We start from the raw sequence: 15262 nt of genomic DNA, 5'->3' as shown, positions 1-15262 counted from the left end.
CAAGGCGACGATTTTCACGCGCGTTCACACTCTGGCGCGGCCTACTAGCATCGGGATCGCGGGACGTGCGACGAAGCCGCCCGCCGGACTCAGGAGGTCGAACTCGATGGCGCTTCTGCGCAGCTACGTCGCGGGCCGGTGGCACACCGCCGACACCGACGGAGCACCCCTGCACGACGCGGTGACCGGAGAGGAGATCGCCCGGATCTCCTCGGCGGGCGTCGACATGGCCGCCGCCTTGGACTACGGCAGGCGCACGGGCGGCCCCGCGCTGCGGGACCTGACCTTCCACCAGCGCGCCGCGCTGCTCAAGGTGCTGGCCTCGCACCTGCTCGAACACAAGGACGAGCTCTACGCCCTGTCGCTGCGCACCGGTGCCACCCAGCGGGACTCGATGATCGACGTCGACGGCGGCATCGGCGTGCTGTTCGCCTACAGCGGCAAGGGCAGGCGTGAGCTGCCCAACGCCAAGGTCTACGTCGACGGCCCGGTCGAGCCGCTGAGCAAGGGCGGCACGTTCGTCGGCCAGCACATCGCCGCGCCCCTGCGCGGTGTCGCGGTGCAGATCAACGCGTTCAACTTCCCGATCTGGGGACCGCTGGAGAAGTTCGCCCCCGCGTTCGTCGCGGGCGTGCCGAGCCTCATCAAACCCGCCAGCCAGACCGCGTACCTCACCGAGAAGCTCGTCGAGCTGATCGTGGCATCGGGGATCATCCCCGAGGGCAGCGTGCAGCTGGTCTGCGGCAGCGCGGGCGACCTGCTCGACCACGTCACCCCGCAGGACCTGGTCTCGTTCACCGGCTCGGCCTCCACCGCGCTGAAACTGCGCACGCATGAGGCCGTCGTGCGCAACTCGGTCCGGTTCAACGCCGAGGCCGACTCGCTCAACTGCAGCATCCTCGGCCCCGACGCCGTGCCGGGCACCGTCGAGTTCGACCTGTTCGTCAAGCAGCTCGTGGCCGAGATGACGGCCAAGGCGGGCCAGAAGTGCACCGCGATCCGGCGCGCCTTCGTCCCCGCGAGCCTGATCGACGACGTCGCCGCCGCCACCGCCGAGAAGCTGGCCAAGGTCACCGTCGGCAACCCGGCCAACGCCGACGTCCGGATGGGCGCCCTGGCCAGCCAGGAACAGCGCGAGGAGGTCCGCCGGTCACTCAAGGCCCTGCTCGACGCGGGCAGCGTCGTGTTCGGCGACCCGACGACAGTCGACGTCATCGACGCCGACGCCGAACGCGGCGCGTTCCTCTCCCCGGTCCTGGTCCGGGCCGACGGCGACCGCGCCGAACCCCACGAGGTCGAGGCGTTCGGCCCGGTCAGCACGCTGATGCCCTACACCGACACCGACCACGTGATCGACCTGGCCGCCCGCGGCCTGGGCAGCCTGACGGGCTCCATCGTCACCGCCGACCAGGACTTCGCCCGCGACGTCGTGCACGGCATGACCCCCTGGCACGGCCGCCTCCTGGTCCTCGACGCCGAGGACGCCAAGGAGTCCACCGGCCACGGGTCCCCGCTTCCGGGCCTCATCCACGGCGGACCCGGCCGCGCGGGCGGCGGCGAGGAGATGGGCGGCATCCGCGGCGTGCTGCACCACCTGCAGCGCACCGCCGTGCAGGGCAGCCCCCGGATGATCGCCGAGATCACCGGCCAGTGGGTGTCGGGCGCGCCCCGGCGTGAAGCGGACGAGCACCCGTTCCGCAAGTCCCTCGCCGAGCTGCGCATCGGCGACTCGGTGGTCGCGGGTCCCAGGACGGTCACCCAGGCCGACATCGACCACTTCTCGGAGTTCACCGGCGACACCTTCTACGCCCACACCGACCCGGTGGCCGCCGCGGCGAACGAGTTCTTCGGCGGCATAGTCGCCCACGGCTACCTGATCGTCTCGTTCGCGGCGGGCCTGTTCGTCTCGCCGGAGCCCGGCCCGGTGCTGGCCAACTACGGTCTGGAGAACCTCCGGTTCCTGACCCCGGTGTTCCCCGGTGATGAGCTGACCGTGACCCTCACGGCCAAGCAGATCACCCCCCGCGAGAACGCCGAGTACGGCGAGGTGCGCTGGGACGCCAACGTCACCAAGCAGGGCGACGAGTCGGTAGCCAAGTACGACGTACTGACCCTGGTCGCCAAGACCCGGTAATTCACAACAGGCCCAGAAACGAGGGGCGGTGTCCAGTACTGGACACCGCCCCTCACTGCGCAACTACTATGCCGCGTCCACCAGGATGACCGTCGCCTCCTGAGCGGCGACAGCCGACGCATAGTTCCGCTGCACCTGAGAGGCCTCAGCCGAGGTAGGCCGCGCGTTGGTGCAGCTCACCGGTGCGGAACTGCCCGACATCAGGTCCGAGCAGAGCCCGGTCCGCCGGTCCGGCAGACCCAGGATGTGCCCGAACTCGTGCGCCGCGATCCGAGTCGGGTTGTATCCCTGCTGGACGGCCTGGCGGCCCATCCAGACGGTGCCGCTGCCGCTGGGGCGGATCGGCCCCAGGGTGGCCCGCGGCCAGTTGTTGTCGGCGATGACGCGGACATTGATCCGCTGTCCCGCGGTCGCCTTGACGATCCGCACGTTGGTCACCGACTCGTTCCAGATCTTCACGCCTGCCGCCACCGCGGCCTTGAACTCGCCCGCGTTGGCGTCGTCGTAGGTAATCGTGACCACCGCGGCGGGCGCGGCGGGTGCGGCCGCCGCCGGTGCGGCACCGGCGATGACCGCGGCACCCAGTGCGGCGTTGGCCGCGACCAGGGCGAATGTGCGTCGAAGCATGCAGGGCTCCAGTTGTTCTGTTGCGGATGAGCCGCCCGAGGTACGCCCGCACCTCTCAACCTAGGAGCGTCCGCCCGCCGCGCAAGACGGCCATTCGGTGGCGTCCGGTGGCGCTGAGTGCAGACCAGTTAGGCCAACCCGGTGAAGAAGTGACCGCCGTCACAATCGAGGCGGTGTGCGACCATCCACAGTGGACTCCAAGGCGGGCTAAACCAGCGATGATCAGCGGGAATGCCCCAGAAGGCGCCCTGGTTCGGCCCTGCCGCCGAGCGGTGGCGGCAGGCGCGGGGTCGCGCGGGCGGGTATGCTGGACCTGTTGCGGCACAACGGATCTCGGGCTCAATGGCGTGCGGCCGACCACTTAAGGGACCCCCGATTTGATCCCGAGTTGGGCGCCGTGTAACTTTATCCAAGTCAGAGCGGAACGGGCCGGGAAAACCGGAACGAGCGATGGCCAAACCAAAGCCTCGGAAGTAGCCACTTCTAGTGGTGACCAAGATGTGCGTGTGTTGTTTGAGAACTCAACAGTGTGCCGATTTAAGCCAGTAGAGCTTAAATGATTGAACCCCTTTGTGGGTTCCTTTGAGATGAATTGATGCCAGTTTTGGTGTCTTTTTGTCAGGCAGAGAACACTCTGAAACATTATTGGAGAGTTTGATCCTGGCTCAGGACGAACGCTGGCGGCGTGCTTAACACATGCAAGTCGAGCGCTGAAGCCCTTCGGGGTGGATGAGCGGCGAACGGGTGAGTAACACGTGGGTAATCTGCCCTGCACTCTGGGATAAGCCCGGGAAACTGGGTCTAATACCGGATATGACCACTTCACGCATGTGTTGTGGTGGAAAGTTCCGGCGGTGCAGGATGAACCCGCGGCCTATCAGCTTGTTGGTGGGGTAGTGGCCTACCAAGGCGACGACGGGTAGCCGGCCTGAGAGGGCGACCGGCCACACTGGGACTGAGACACGGCCCAGACTCCTACGGGAGGCAGCAGTGGGGAATATTGCACAATGGGCGAAAGCCTGATGCAGCGACGCCGCGTGAGGGATGACGGCCTTCGGGTTGTAAACCTCTTTCAGCAGGGACGAAGCGCAAGTGACGGTACCTGCAGAAGAAGCACCGGCTAACTACGTGCCAGCAGCCGCGGTAATACGTAGGGTGCGAGCGTTGTCCGGAATTATTGGGCGTAAAGAGCTCGTAGGCGGTTTGTTGCGTCGGTCGTGAAAACCTGGGGCTTAACCCTGGGCCTGCGATCGATACGGGCAGACTTGAGTTCGGTAGGGGAGACTGGAATTCCTGGTGTAGCGGTGAAATGCGCAGATATCAGGAGGAACACCGGTGGCGAAGGCGGGTCTCTGGGCCGATACTGACGCTGAGGAGCGAAAGCGTGGGGAGCGAACAGGATTAGATACCCTGGTAGTCCACGCCGTAAACGGTGGGTGCTAGGTGTGGGGAACATTCCACGTTCTCCGTGCCGTAGCTAACGCATTAAGCACCCCGCCTGGGGAGTACGGCCGCAAGGCTAAAACTCAAAGGAATTGACGGGGGCCCGCACAAGCGGCGGAGCATGTGGATTAATTCGATGCAACGCGAAGAACCTTACCTAGGCTTGACATGGACTGGAAACCTGCAGAGATGTAGGCCCCCTTGTGGCTGGTTCACAGGTGGTGCATGGCTGTCGTCAGCTCGTGTCGTGAGATGTTGGGTTAAGTCCCGCAACGAGCGCAACCCTCGTTCTATGTTGCCAGCGCGTGATGGCGGGGACTCATAGGAGACTGCCGGGGTCAACTCGGAGGAAGGTGGGGATGACGTCAAGTCATCATGCCCCTTATGTCTAGGGCTTCACACATGCTACAATGGCCGGTACAGAGGGCTGCGAGACCGTGAGGTGGAGCGAATCCCTTAAAGCCGGTCTCAGTTCGGATCGGGGTCTGCAACTCGACCCCGTGAAGTCGGAGTCGCTAGTAATCGCAGATCAGCAACGCTGCGGTGAATACGTTCCCGGGCCTTGTACACACCGCCCGTCACGTCACGAAAGTCGGTAACACCCGAAGCCCATGGCCCAACCCGTAAGGGAGGGAGTGGTCGAAGGTGGGACTGGCGATTGGGACGAAGTCGTAACAAGGTAGCCGTACCGGAAGGTGCGGCTGGATCACCTCCTTTCTAAGGAGCATCTGACCCCGTCCAGCTTGCTGGGCGGTGGGAGGGCCAGGCCGCCGGCGAATGCCCGGTGGGTGGTTGCTCATATGCTGTGGAACTACTGGACGAGCTGATGCTCACGGCGCTCACCTCGAGCAAGTACTGCGGTCTTCGGGCCGCGTGGAACGCGGAGGGTGAGGGTGCGGGGAGTGGATGTGTGTCGGCACACTGTTGGGTCCTGAGACAACACCCGCGAGGGTTGTTGCTCGGTTCAGGGCCAGCCGCGGAGATACATCGGCCACGTTGGTGGTGCTGGTATGTCCAGGGATGCGGTTTGGTTTCTGGTTGGTGTTTGAGAACTGCACAGTGGATGCGAGCATCTTTGTAGCAAGATATTAAGGGCATACGGTGGATGTCTAGGCATCAGGAGCCGATGAAGGACGTAGGAGGCTGCGATAAGCCTCGGGGAGCTGTCAACCGAGCTGAGATCCGAGGATGTCCGAATGGGGAAACCCGGCATCAGTCATGTGGTGTCACCCGCACCTGAATCTATAGGGTGTGTGGAGGGAACGCGGGGAAGTGAAACATCTCAGTACCCGCAGGAAGAGAAAACAACCGTGATTCCGTGAGTAGTGGCGAGCGAAAGCGGATGAGGCTAAACCGTGTACGTGTGATACCCGGCAGGGGTTGCGTATGCGGGGTCGTGGGACCTATCTGGTCAGTCTGCCGGCTGGTCGGGGAGTAAGAAAACACTGTGTTAGCGGAACATGTCTGGAAAGCGTGACCGTAGTGGGTGAGAGTCCCGTACGCGAAAACTCAGTGTCTCCCGATGGTGTTCCCAAGTAGCAGCGAGCTCGTGGAATTTGCTGTGAATCTGGCGGGACCACCCGCTAAGCCTAAATACTTCCTGGTGACCGATAGCGGACTAGTACCGTGAGGGAAAGATGAAAAGTACCCCGGGAGGGGAGTGAAAGAGTACCTGAAACCGTGTGCCTACAAGCCGTCAGAGCCTTTCGGGGTGATGGCGTGCCTTTTGAAGAATGAGCCTGCGAGTTAGTGCTGCGTGGCGAGGTTAACCCGTGTGGGGTAGCCGTAGCGAAAGCGAGTCTGAATAGGGCGCTTGAGTCGCGTGGTCTAGACCCGAAGCGGAGTGATCTACCCATGGCCAGGGTGAAGCGACGGTAAGACGTCGTGGAGGCCCGAACCCACCAGGGTTGAAAACCTGGGGGATGAGCTGTGGGTAGGGGTGAAAGGCCAATCAAACTCCGTGATAGCTGGTTCTCCCCGAAATGCATTTAGGTGCAGCGTCGCATGTTTCACGCCGGGGGTAGAGCACTGGATGGTCTAGGGGGCCTACAAGCTTACCGAAATCAACCAAACTCCGAATACCGGTGTGTGAGAGTGCGGCAGTGAGACTGCGGGCGATAAGGTTCGTAGTCGAGAGGGAAACAGCCCAGAACACCAGCTAAGGCCCCTAAGTGTGCGCTAAGTGGGAAAGGATGTGGGGTCGCCCAGACAACCAGGAGGTTGGCTTAGAAGCAGCCACCCTTGAAAGAGTGCGTAATAGCTCACTGGTCAAGTGGTCCTGCGCCGACAATGTAGCGGGGCTTAAGCGCACCGCCGAAGCTGTGTCATTCACACAATACATCCCCGCTCTTTGGGTGGGCAGTGGTGTGGATGGGTAGGGGAGCGTCGTGCAGCCATCGAAGCGGCGGAGTGATCCAGTCGTGGAGGCTGCGCGAGTGAGAATGCAGGCATGAGTAGCGAAAGAAGAGTGAGAAACTCTTCCGCCGGATGACCAAGGGTTCCTGGGCCAGGCTAATCCGCCCAGGGTAAGTCGGGACCTAAGGCGAGGCCGACAGGCGTAGTCGATGGACAACGGGTTGATATTCCCGTACCCGTGTGGACGCGTCCCTGGTGAGCTCGGTGATACTAACCGCCCAAAGCATGAGTCCCTTCGGGGGCGGAGTGTGGAGCGCGGGACCTGATCCGGTAGTAGCCAAACGATGGGGTGACGCAGGAGGGTAGCTCCGCCACCAGTTGGTGTGTGGTGTAAGCGTGTAGGCCGGTTGACAGGCAAATCCGTCAACCACATAGGCTGAGACGTGATGCATAGCCGAATGAGGCGAAGTAGAGTGATCCCATGCTGCCGAGAAAAGCCTCTAGTGAGTTTCCACGCGGCCCGTACCCCAAACCGACACAGGTGGTCAGGTAGAGAATACCAAGGCGATCGGGTGAACTATGGTTAAGGAACTCGGCAAAATGCCCCCGTAACTTCGGGAGAAGGGGGGCCACAGGACTTGAAGCCCTTCGCGGGCTAGGGTCAGGTGGCCGCAGAGACCAGCGAGAAGCGACTGTTTACTAAAAACACAGGTCCGTGCGAAGTCGCAAGACGATGTATACGGACTGACGCCTGCCCGGTGCTGGAACGTTAAGAGGACCGGTTAGTCCGCAAGGGCGAAGCTGAGAATTTAAGCGCCAGTAAACGGCGGTGGTAACTATAACCATCCTAAGGTAGCGAAATTCCTTGTCGGGTAAGTTCCGACCTGCACGAATGGCGTAACGACTTCTCGACTGTCTCAACCATAGGCCCGGCGAAATTGCACTACGAGTAAAGATGCTCGTTACGCGCGGCAGGACGGAAAGACCCCGGGACCTTTACTATAGCTTGGTATTGGTGCTTGGTTCGGTTTGTGTAGGATAGGTGGGAGACTGTGAAGTCCGCACGCCAGTGTGGGTGGAGTCAATCTTGAAATACCACTCTGATCGTACTGAGTGTCTAACTTCGGACCGTGATCCGGTTCAGGGACAGTGCCTGGTGGGTAGTTTAACTGGGGCGGTTGCCTCCCAAAGGGTAACGGAGGCGCCCAAAGGTTCCCTCAGCCTGGTTGGCAATCAGGTGTCGAGTGCAAGTGCACAAGGGAGCTTGACTGTGAGACAGACATGTCGAGCAGGGACGAAAGTCGGGACTAGTGATCCGGCGCTGGCTGGTGGAAGCGGCGTCGCTCAACGGATAAAAGGTACCCCGGGGATAACAGGCTGATCTTGCCCAAGAGTCCATATCGACGGCATGGTTTGGCACCTCGATGTCGGCTCGTCGCATCCTGGGGCTGGAGTAGGTCCCAAGGGTTGGGCTGTTCGCCCATTAAAGCGGTACGCGAGCTGGGTTTAGAACGTCGTGAGACAGTTCGGTCCCTATCCGCCGCGCGCGCAGGAGACTTGAGGAAGGCTGTCCCTAGTACGAGAGGACCGGGACGGACGAACCTCTGGTGTGCCAGTTGTCCCGCCAGGGGCACGGCTGGTTGGCTACGTTCGGAAGGGATAACCGCTGAAGGCATCTAAGCGGGAAGCTCGTTCCAAGATGAGGTCTCCCACCCCCTTTGAGGGGTTAAGGCCCCCAGCAGACCACTGGGTTGATAGGCCGGAAATGGAAGCCCAGTAATGGGTGGAGTTGACCGGTACTAATAGGCCGAGGGCTTGCTACAAACATGCTACGCATCCACTGTGCGGTGTCTGAGACACCAACCACCCCCACACACCCGACCACTGGTCGGTTGAGCGTGGGGTTGCTGGTTACTGTTTCATAGTGTTACGGCGGTCATAGCGGCAGGGAAACGCCCGGTCCCATCCCGAACCCGGAAGCTAAGCCTGCCAGCGCCGATGGTACTGCACTCGTGAGGGTGTGGGAGAGTAGGACGCCGCCGGACTAAAACTGCGAATGCCCCCTCTGTCTTCTTCGGAAGACAGAGGGGGCATTTCGCATTTCCGGAGCAAGACCAGGGACAAGCTCGGCAAACACCGTTGGTCATCGAGCGAACCATCGCCTGAACCTTCGGCAACCGGCGACTCGCGATCCGACACGAGCGGAACGCCAACAGCTTCCTCGCGTTCCTGACACCCGCCGCCGCGCTGGTCGCCTTCAAGAAACTCCACACATGAGTCCGGCTCTAAGGGGACCGTGGCGGAAGTCGACCACGGTGACCCCGCCCTGCGGCGGTTGCTCCGCAATGGCGACCAACCGTAGAAATCCGGGGAGGCGGAACAGAACTGAAACGGCCCGCTCGGTTTCCCGAGCGGGCCGTTCACGTTCCGGCTCGTCCCAGCCGGACCGTTTCTCCCTGTGCGCCCCTACCCGCGCAGGGCCGTGATCAGCTCGCCGTTGGTCGTGTCACCGGAGAGCTCCCAGAAGAACGTGCCACCCAATCCCTGCTGCGAGGCATACGACCGCTTCCCGCCGATAGTCGCCGGGGTGTCGTAGCTCCACCACTGGTTCCCGCAGTGCGCGTACGCGGTGCCCGCGATGGTGCCGCTGGCCGCGCAGCGTCCCTTGAGGACCTTGTAGTCCTCGATGCCCTGCTCATACGTGCCGGGTGCGGGGCCGGTGGCGGTGCCGCCCGGTGCGGCCTGGGTGACGCCGGTCCAGCCGCGGCCGTAGAACCCGATGCCGAGCAGCAGCTTCGACGCGGGCACGCCCTTGGACTTGAGCTTCTGGATCGCCGCGTCGGAGTTGAAGCCCGCCTGGGGGATGCCGGTGTACGACGTCAGCGGGGAGTGCGGGGCCGTCGGACCCTGGGCCGCCCACGCGCCGAAGAAGTCGTAGGTCATCGGCATGTACCAGTCGACGTACTGGGCCGCGCCGCCGTAGTCGGCCGCGTCGAGCTTGCCGCCGGACGAGCCGTCGGCCGTGATCGCCGCGGTGAGCAGGTTGTTCGAGCCGAACTTGGTCCGCAGCGCGCTCATCAGGTTCTTGAACGACGCCGCCCCGCTGGTGTCGCAGGTCAGACCACAGGCGTTCGGGTACTCCCAGTCGATGTCGATGCCGTCGAACACGTCGGCCCAACGCGGGTCCTCGACCAGTCGGTAGCAGGATTCCGCGAACGCCGCCGGGTTGGCCGCCGCCTGGCCGAAGCCACCGGACCAGGTCCAGCCGCCGAACGACCAGATGACCTTGATGTGCGGGTACGCCTTCTTCAGCTTGCGCAGCTGGTTGAAGCTGCCGCGCAGCGGCTGGTCCCACGTGTCGGCCACACCGTCGACGCTGTCGCCCGCGGTGTAGGCCTTGTCGTAGTCGGCGTAGCTGTCACCGATGGTGCACTGGCCGTTCTGCACGTTGCCGAACGCGTAGTTGATGTGCGTCAGCTTCGACGCCGACCCGCTGGTGACGATGTTCTTCACGTGGTAGTTGCGCCCGTAGACGCCCCACTGCGCGAAGTAGCCGATCAGCTTGGAGCCCGGAGGGGCGGCGGCGTCGTGGTCGTGCTGGTTGTGGTCGTGGTGGTGGTGGTTGTCGTCGTCGTTGTGGTCGACGTCGGCGGAGTCGTCGTGCTGGTGGGCGGGGTGCCGCCGCCGCAGGACACGCCGTTGAGGGTGCAGTTGGCCGGGGAGCCGGATCCGGTCCCGATGAAGCCGAAGGACACCGTGCCACCCGGCTGGATGGTGCCGTTCCACGACACGTTGGAGAAGGTGAAACGGTTGCCCGACTGGGTACGGGTCGCGTCCCAGTGCGAGGAGATCGATGATCCGGCGGGTAGGTCGAACGCGACCTTCCAGCTGCTGATCGCCGTCGCGCCGCCGTTGCGGATCGTGTACTTGCCTTCCCAGCCGGACCCCCAGTCGGAGGTCTTGACGAATTCGGCTGTCGGCGTGCCTGCGCCGCTAGCGGGTGCGGCGACGAGCGCCACGGTCACCGTGGCCGCCGCGACGAACGCGGCAGCCAGGTGCCATCGGATTTTGGGCATGGTTCACCTCAACTCGGAGCAGGGATGTTGTGAACTGGCCCGACCGCAGGGCGCGCGGGACAGAGTCGGGCCGCGACCCCTCCGCCCGGTGAAAGGCGGAGGGGACGATCTTGGGGGATCAGCCGTTCGGTCTGAGCCGTCCGGCCGCGAGCACCTCGGCGGCGGCCCGCAGGCTCGACCAGGAGCCGCCGCGGGTGTCGATTCTGGCGGCCGCGCCGAGGTCGGGGCCAGGAACCCCGGTCTCGATGTGGACCACGGCCGAGGCCTGCTTGATCAGCCGCAGCACCTCGGCGCGGGCGTGCGGATGGCGGTGGGTGTCACGGGTGGTCACGATGACGACCCGCCCCGCGACGTCGAGGTCGTCGGACCCGACGACCGCCTCTGGCAGGACCTCGGCGAGGTGCGGTGCGAGCCCCCAGGGGACCGGGCCCGCCGCGATCGTCGGCGTGACCTCGATGTCGACCACCACGGGCCTGCTGCCCAGGTCGGGGATCGGGGTGGCCCGCAGTGCCGTGCGCGCCACCTCCAGGCCGAGGTCGACCTCACACCGCACCCCGGTCACCCCGACCGGCTGGGTGCCAAGTGCCCGGGTTCGCGCCGCGGCCTCGGCCAGGCGCTCCTCCGGGATGACGCCGTCGCGCACGGCGAGCATGATCCGGTCGACCAGCGCGTCGAAGCCGTCGGCGTCGGAGGCCACGCCGCCGATGCACAGCGCGTCCGCGCCCGCGGCCAGCGCCCGCACGGCTGCCTCCCGCAGCCCGACCGCGTCGCCGAGGGTGCCCGCGACCGCGCCCATCTCGATGGCGTCGGTGACGATCGTCCCGGTGAACCCGAGTTCCTCGCGCAGCACCCTGATCGCCGTTCGGTTCAGCGTCGCCGGGGCCGGGCCCCATGCCGGGATGACCAGGTGGCCGGTCATCACCGCCCGCACGCCCGCCGAGATGGCGGCCCGGAACGGCACCAACTCGGTGGCGAACAGCTCGGCCGGGGTGCGCGGCAGGATGGGCAGCGTCAGGTGTGAGTCGGCGGTGGCGGCGCCGTGGCCGGGGAAGTGCTTGACGCAGGCCGCGACCCCCGGCCGCTGCATGCCGCGCACGGTCGCCGCGACGTGCTCGGCGGCCTTGGCCGGATCGGACCCGAACGCCCGGACCCCGATGATCGGGTCGTCGGCGGTCAGGTTCAGATCCGCGCACGGGGCCAGGTTCAGGGTGATCCCGCAGGCGGCCAGCCGGGCACCGATGGCCAGGCCGACCTCGGCGGTGAGCCCGAGGTCATCGGCCGCGGCCAGCGCCATTGGGCCGGGCAGCTTGCTGCCCCGCCCCGCGTCGAGCCGGGTGACGTCGCCGCCCTCCTCGTCGATGCCGATGACCACGTCGTCGCGTTCGCCGCGCAGCCGCTCGGTCAGCCTGGCGACCTGTTCGTCGTCGACGACGTTGCGGCCGAACAGGACCACGCCGCCCAGGCCCGTGCTGATCCGGTCCAGCAGCCAGTCGGGTACGTCGGTGGTGCCCGTGAAACCGGGCAGCAGCACCGCCTCGGTCAGCTCGCGCAGACTCATCCCTTCACCGCCCCCGCGGTCGAGCCCGCGACCAGCTTGCGCTGCACGAGCATGAAGAACACCAGCGCGGGCACGGCGTAGATGACCGACGCGGCCATGATGCCGCCCCAGTCGGTGCCGAACGCGGTGCGGAACGACGCCAGCCACACCGGCAGCGTCTGCTTCGACTGGTCGCGCATGAAGACCAGGGCGTACAGGAACTCGTTCCACGCGGTGACGAAACCGAACACCGACGTGGCGACCAGCCCGGGTCCGAGCAGCGGCAGCGTGATCCGCCGGAACACGCTCCACCGCCCGCAGCCGTCGACCATCGCGGCCTCCTCCAACTCGATGGGGATACCTTTGACGAACCCGCGCAGCGTCCAGATCGTGAACGGCAGCGTGAACGCGGTGTAGACGAGCAGCAGCGACGGCAGGGTGTCGAGCAGGTCCGCGTCGCGCATGATCAGGTACATCGGCACGAACAGCGCCTCCAGGGGCGCTAGCTGGGCGATCAGCACCAGCAGGACGAACCCGCGGCGGCCCGCGAATCTCATGCGCGCCAACGGGACCGCCGCGAGCAAGCCCGCCGCCAGCGCGCAGCCGACGGCGCCAAGGGTGACGATGAGGCTGTTGGTCAGGAAGGTGGTGAAGCCCGGCCGGGTGATCGCGGTGGCGAAGTTCTCCAGCGTCGCCGACAGCGGGATCAGGTCGTAGGCAGGGGAGAGGATGTCGTTGGACTTCTTCAGCGCCGTGGTGAACATCCAGTAGGTCGGGAAGAAGAACAGCAGTGCGATCACGATTCCGGCCGCGGACAGCGCGATGCGCTGGGGTCGAGTCTTCATCGGCTCACAGCTCCGTTTCCGGTGAGCGCACCAGCAGTCGCAGGTACCGCCACGTCACCGCGACAAGGATCAGCAGCATCAGCACGGCGATCGCCGCGGCGATCCCGAAATGGCTGCCGGAGATGCCTTTGAGGTAGAGCAAAACGGGCAGGGTCGTGCTGTCGCCGTCCGGGCCGCCCTGCTTGATGGCCCAGATCTGGGTGAACACCTTGAAGTCCCACAGCACCGACAGGAACACCACCATCGTCAGCAGCGGTCGCACCGCGGGCCAGCTGACCACGCGGAAGGACTGCCAGGCCGTCGCGCCGTCGATGCTCGCGGCCTCGTAGAGGTCCTTGGAGGCGCTCAGCAGCCCGGCGTAGAGGGTGAACGCGACGAACGGCACCGCCTGCCACAGGATCAGCAGCCCGATGACGGTCAGCGTGCTCATGCCGCTGGCGAACCACGAGTGGCCCGCGAAGCTGTCGAAACCCAGTGCCACCAACGTCTTGTTGAGGATGCCGTACTGCTGGTCGAACATCCACTGGAACACCGTGGTGGTGGCGATGATCGGCGTGGCCCAGGCGAGCACCAGCGCGATCTGCAGCGCCATCCGCACCGGACCGGTCAGGTGTCGCATGAGGACGGCGATGCCGAGTCCGACCAGGACGGTCGCGGCGACGCACGCGGCGGTGAACACCACCGTGCGCAGGCCGATGATCCAGAACTCCGGGTCGGACAGCACCGCGTGGTAGTTGTCGAGCCCGACCCACACCACCTCACCGCGGACCAGCTCGCCCAGATCGAGCCTGCGGAAGCTGATCCCGAGCACCTGCAGGGCGGGCCAGCCCAGCAGGGCTATCAGGACCACGACCGCGGGCGCGAGCATCAGGTACGGCACGACTCGGTCGGCCGGGCGCCGGTGGGGCCGTGCCGCCCGCGGGGGTGCCTCCGCGGGCGACACGGTGTCAACAGTCGCGGTCATCAGGCCGCGAATGCCTTATTCAGAGCGGAGTTCGCGTCCGCGGTGGCGGCCTCGATCGTCTTGGCCCCGGTGAGGTAGGCGGTCAGCATGTCCTTGAGCGGGTTCTGGCCCGCCTCGATCGCGCCCCAGGTCGGGGTGGCGGGCACCGCGCGGCCGTTGCGTGAGGCCTTGGCCATCGCTGAATTGACCGGGTCGGCCTCCAGCAGGGAGACATCAGACGACGTGCCCGGAATCATGCCCGCCTTGGCGAACTGGCTCTGGTACTTCGCGCTGGACAGCAGCTTGAGGTACTCCTTGGCCAGGTCCTGGTCCTTGCTGTTGGCCGGGATCGCCAGGTTGGAGCCACCCTGGAAGACCGGTGCGGTCTCGCCCGTCTTCTTCGACGGGATCGGGAACGCGGCGGTCTGCGCGGTGAGGCTTGGGTTGTTCTTGGCCGCGGTCGCCAGCTCCCACGGCAGCGCGATCATCATCGCGACCTTGCCCTGGCCGAAGATCCCGGCCTGCTCGGGGGTCTGCTCGTCGGTGTCCTTCGGCGCCTTGGTGCCAGAGGCCTCTTGCAGCTGCTTGTAGAACTCCAGGCCCGCCTTGGCCTGCGCGCTGTCGAGCGTGGCGGTGAACTTGGTGCCGTCACGCTTGGCGATGTCGCCGCCCTCGTCGTAGATGAACGACAGCAGGGTGTACCAGTTCTGTCCAGGCAGGTAGAGGGCCTGGAAGTCCGGGTCGCCGCCGAACTTCGCGCGCAGCTTGGTGATGGCGTCGAGCCACTCCTGCCGCGACGTCGGCGTCTTGGCGATCCCGGCCTGCTCGAACATGTCCTTGCGGTACAGCACGAGCCGGTTGGCCGCGTAGAACGGCACGGCGAACTGCTTGCCGTCCCACGAACCCGAGTCTTTCAGGCTGGTGAGCCACTGGTCCTTGTTGAAACCGGAGCTGGCCTCGGTGAGGTCGGCCAGCACGTTCGCCGCGGCGAACTTCGGTGCCTGGGTGTTGCCGATCTCGATCACGTCGGGCGCGTCATTGCCCGCCAGCGCGGTGGTCAGCTTGTCCTGGATCCCGTTCCACTGCTGGACCTCGTACTTGACCGTGACGTCCTTGTGGGACTCCTGGAACTCCTTGTGCAGCGCGTCGGTCAGCGGCTGCGGCGCCGACCCGTTCATCAGCCACACGGTCAGGGTCCGGGGCCCCGACGCCTTCTGGTCTGATGAATTCCCGCTGTTCCCTGACCCTGCACAGCCTGCCAACGCAAGTAGGAGGGCCATACCTCCGACGACTGACCTTCTT

6 protein-coding genes, 3 rRNA genes and 1 pseudogene are annotated in these 15262 nt (G+C 65.1%); 4 read left to right on the top strand and 6 right to left on the bottom strand.

All coding sequences use genetic code 11. From position 1 onward, the window contains the following. Positions 1-106: 106 nt before the first annotated feature. Positions 107-2134: a phenylacetic acid degradation bifunctional protein PaaZ gene (gene paaZ, locus BN1701_RS11450; protein WP_054048152.1), complete on the top strand. Its 2028-nt coding sequence runs from the start codon at positions 107-109 to the stop codon at positions 2132-2134. Between the two features lie 66 nt (positions 2135-2200). Here the strand turns inward: paaZ and BN1701_RS11445 are convergent, their stop codons facing one another. Further along, entirely contained in the window at positions 2201-2761 is a 561-nt protein-coding gene (locus BN1701_RS11445; protein ID WP_054048150.1) for a snapalysin family zinc-dependent metalloprotease, read from the bottom strand. Positions 2762-3403: 642 nt separating this feature from the next. On the opposite strand from BN1701_RS11445, the gene BN1701_RS11440 reads away from it, so the two are divergent. The 3 genes from BN1701_RS11440 to rrf all read left to right on the top strand — a co-directional run bounded on the left by BN1701_RS11440 (position 3404) and on the right by rrf (position 8604). Next, positions 3404-4921 (top strand): 16S ribosomal RNA (locus tag BN1701_RS11440). Positions 4922-5282: 361 nt separating this feature from the next. Further along, positions 5283-8382 (top strand): 23S ribosomal RNA (locus BN1701_RS11435). A 105-nt stretch (positions 8383-8487) separates the two neighbouring features. Further along, positions 8488-8604, top strand: a 5S ribosomal RNA gene (gene rrf, locus BN1701_RS11430). Together the 16S, 23S and 5S rRNA genes form the textbook arrangement of a ribosomal RNA operon. A 421-nt stretch (positions 8605-9025) precedes the next feature. Here rrf and BN1701_RS11425 read toward each other — a convergent pair. The 5 genes and pseudogenes from BN1701_RS11425 to BN1701_RS11405 all read right to left on the bottom strand — a co-directional run bounded on the left by BN1701_RS11425 (position 9026) and on the right by BN1701_RS11405 (position 15240). Further along, positions 9026-10635: pseudogene (locus tag BN1701_RS11425) on the bottom strand (glycosyl hydrolase family 18 protein). 118 nt (positions 10636-10753) lie between these two features. Beyond that, the gene (locus BN1701_RS11420; protein WP_054048148.1) at positions 10754-12193 is read right to left on the bottom strand and encodes a glycoside hydrolase family 3 N-terminal domain-containing protein; all 1440 of its coding nucleotides are present in this window, start codon (positions 12191-12193) and stop codon (positions 10754-10756) included. Beyond that, positions 12190-13017 (bottom strand): carbohydrate ABC transporter permease, encoded by an 828-nt coding sequence (locus BN1701_RS11415; protein WP_054048146.1) that lies wholly within the window; start codon positions 13015-13017, stop codon positions 12190-12192. The genes BN1701_RS11420 and BN1701_RS11415 overlap by 4 nt, the downstream gene beginning before the upstream one ends. Before the next feature lie 4 nt (positions 13018-13021). After that, positions 13022-13981 carry a carbohydrate ABC transporter permease gene (locus tag BN1701_RS11410; protein ID WP_054048144.1) on the bottom strand — a complete coding sequence of 320 codons (960 nt, stop codon included), beginning with the start codon at positions 13979-13981 and terminating at the stop codon, positions 13022-13024. Then, positions 13981-15240: a sugar ABC transporter substrate-binding protein gene (locus BN1701_RS11405; protein ID WP_054048142.1), complete on the bottom strand. Its 1260-nt coding sequence runs from the start codon at positions 15238-15240 to the stop codon at positions 13981-13983. The genes BN1701_RS11410 and BN1701_RS11405 overlap by 1 nt, the downstream gene beginning before the upstream one ends. Positions 15241-15262 lie beyond the last annotated feature (22 nt).

The sequence above is a fragment of the Alloactinosynnema sp. L-07 genome (assembly GCF_900070365.1).
In the GTDB taxonomy this organism is placed as follows: Bacteria; Actinomycetota; Actinomycetes; order Mycobacteriales; family Pseudonocardiaceae; genus Actinokineospora.
Note: the sequence above shows the minus strand (reverse complement) of the source record. Positions and strands in the feature narration are given on the sequence as shown.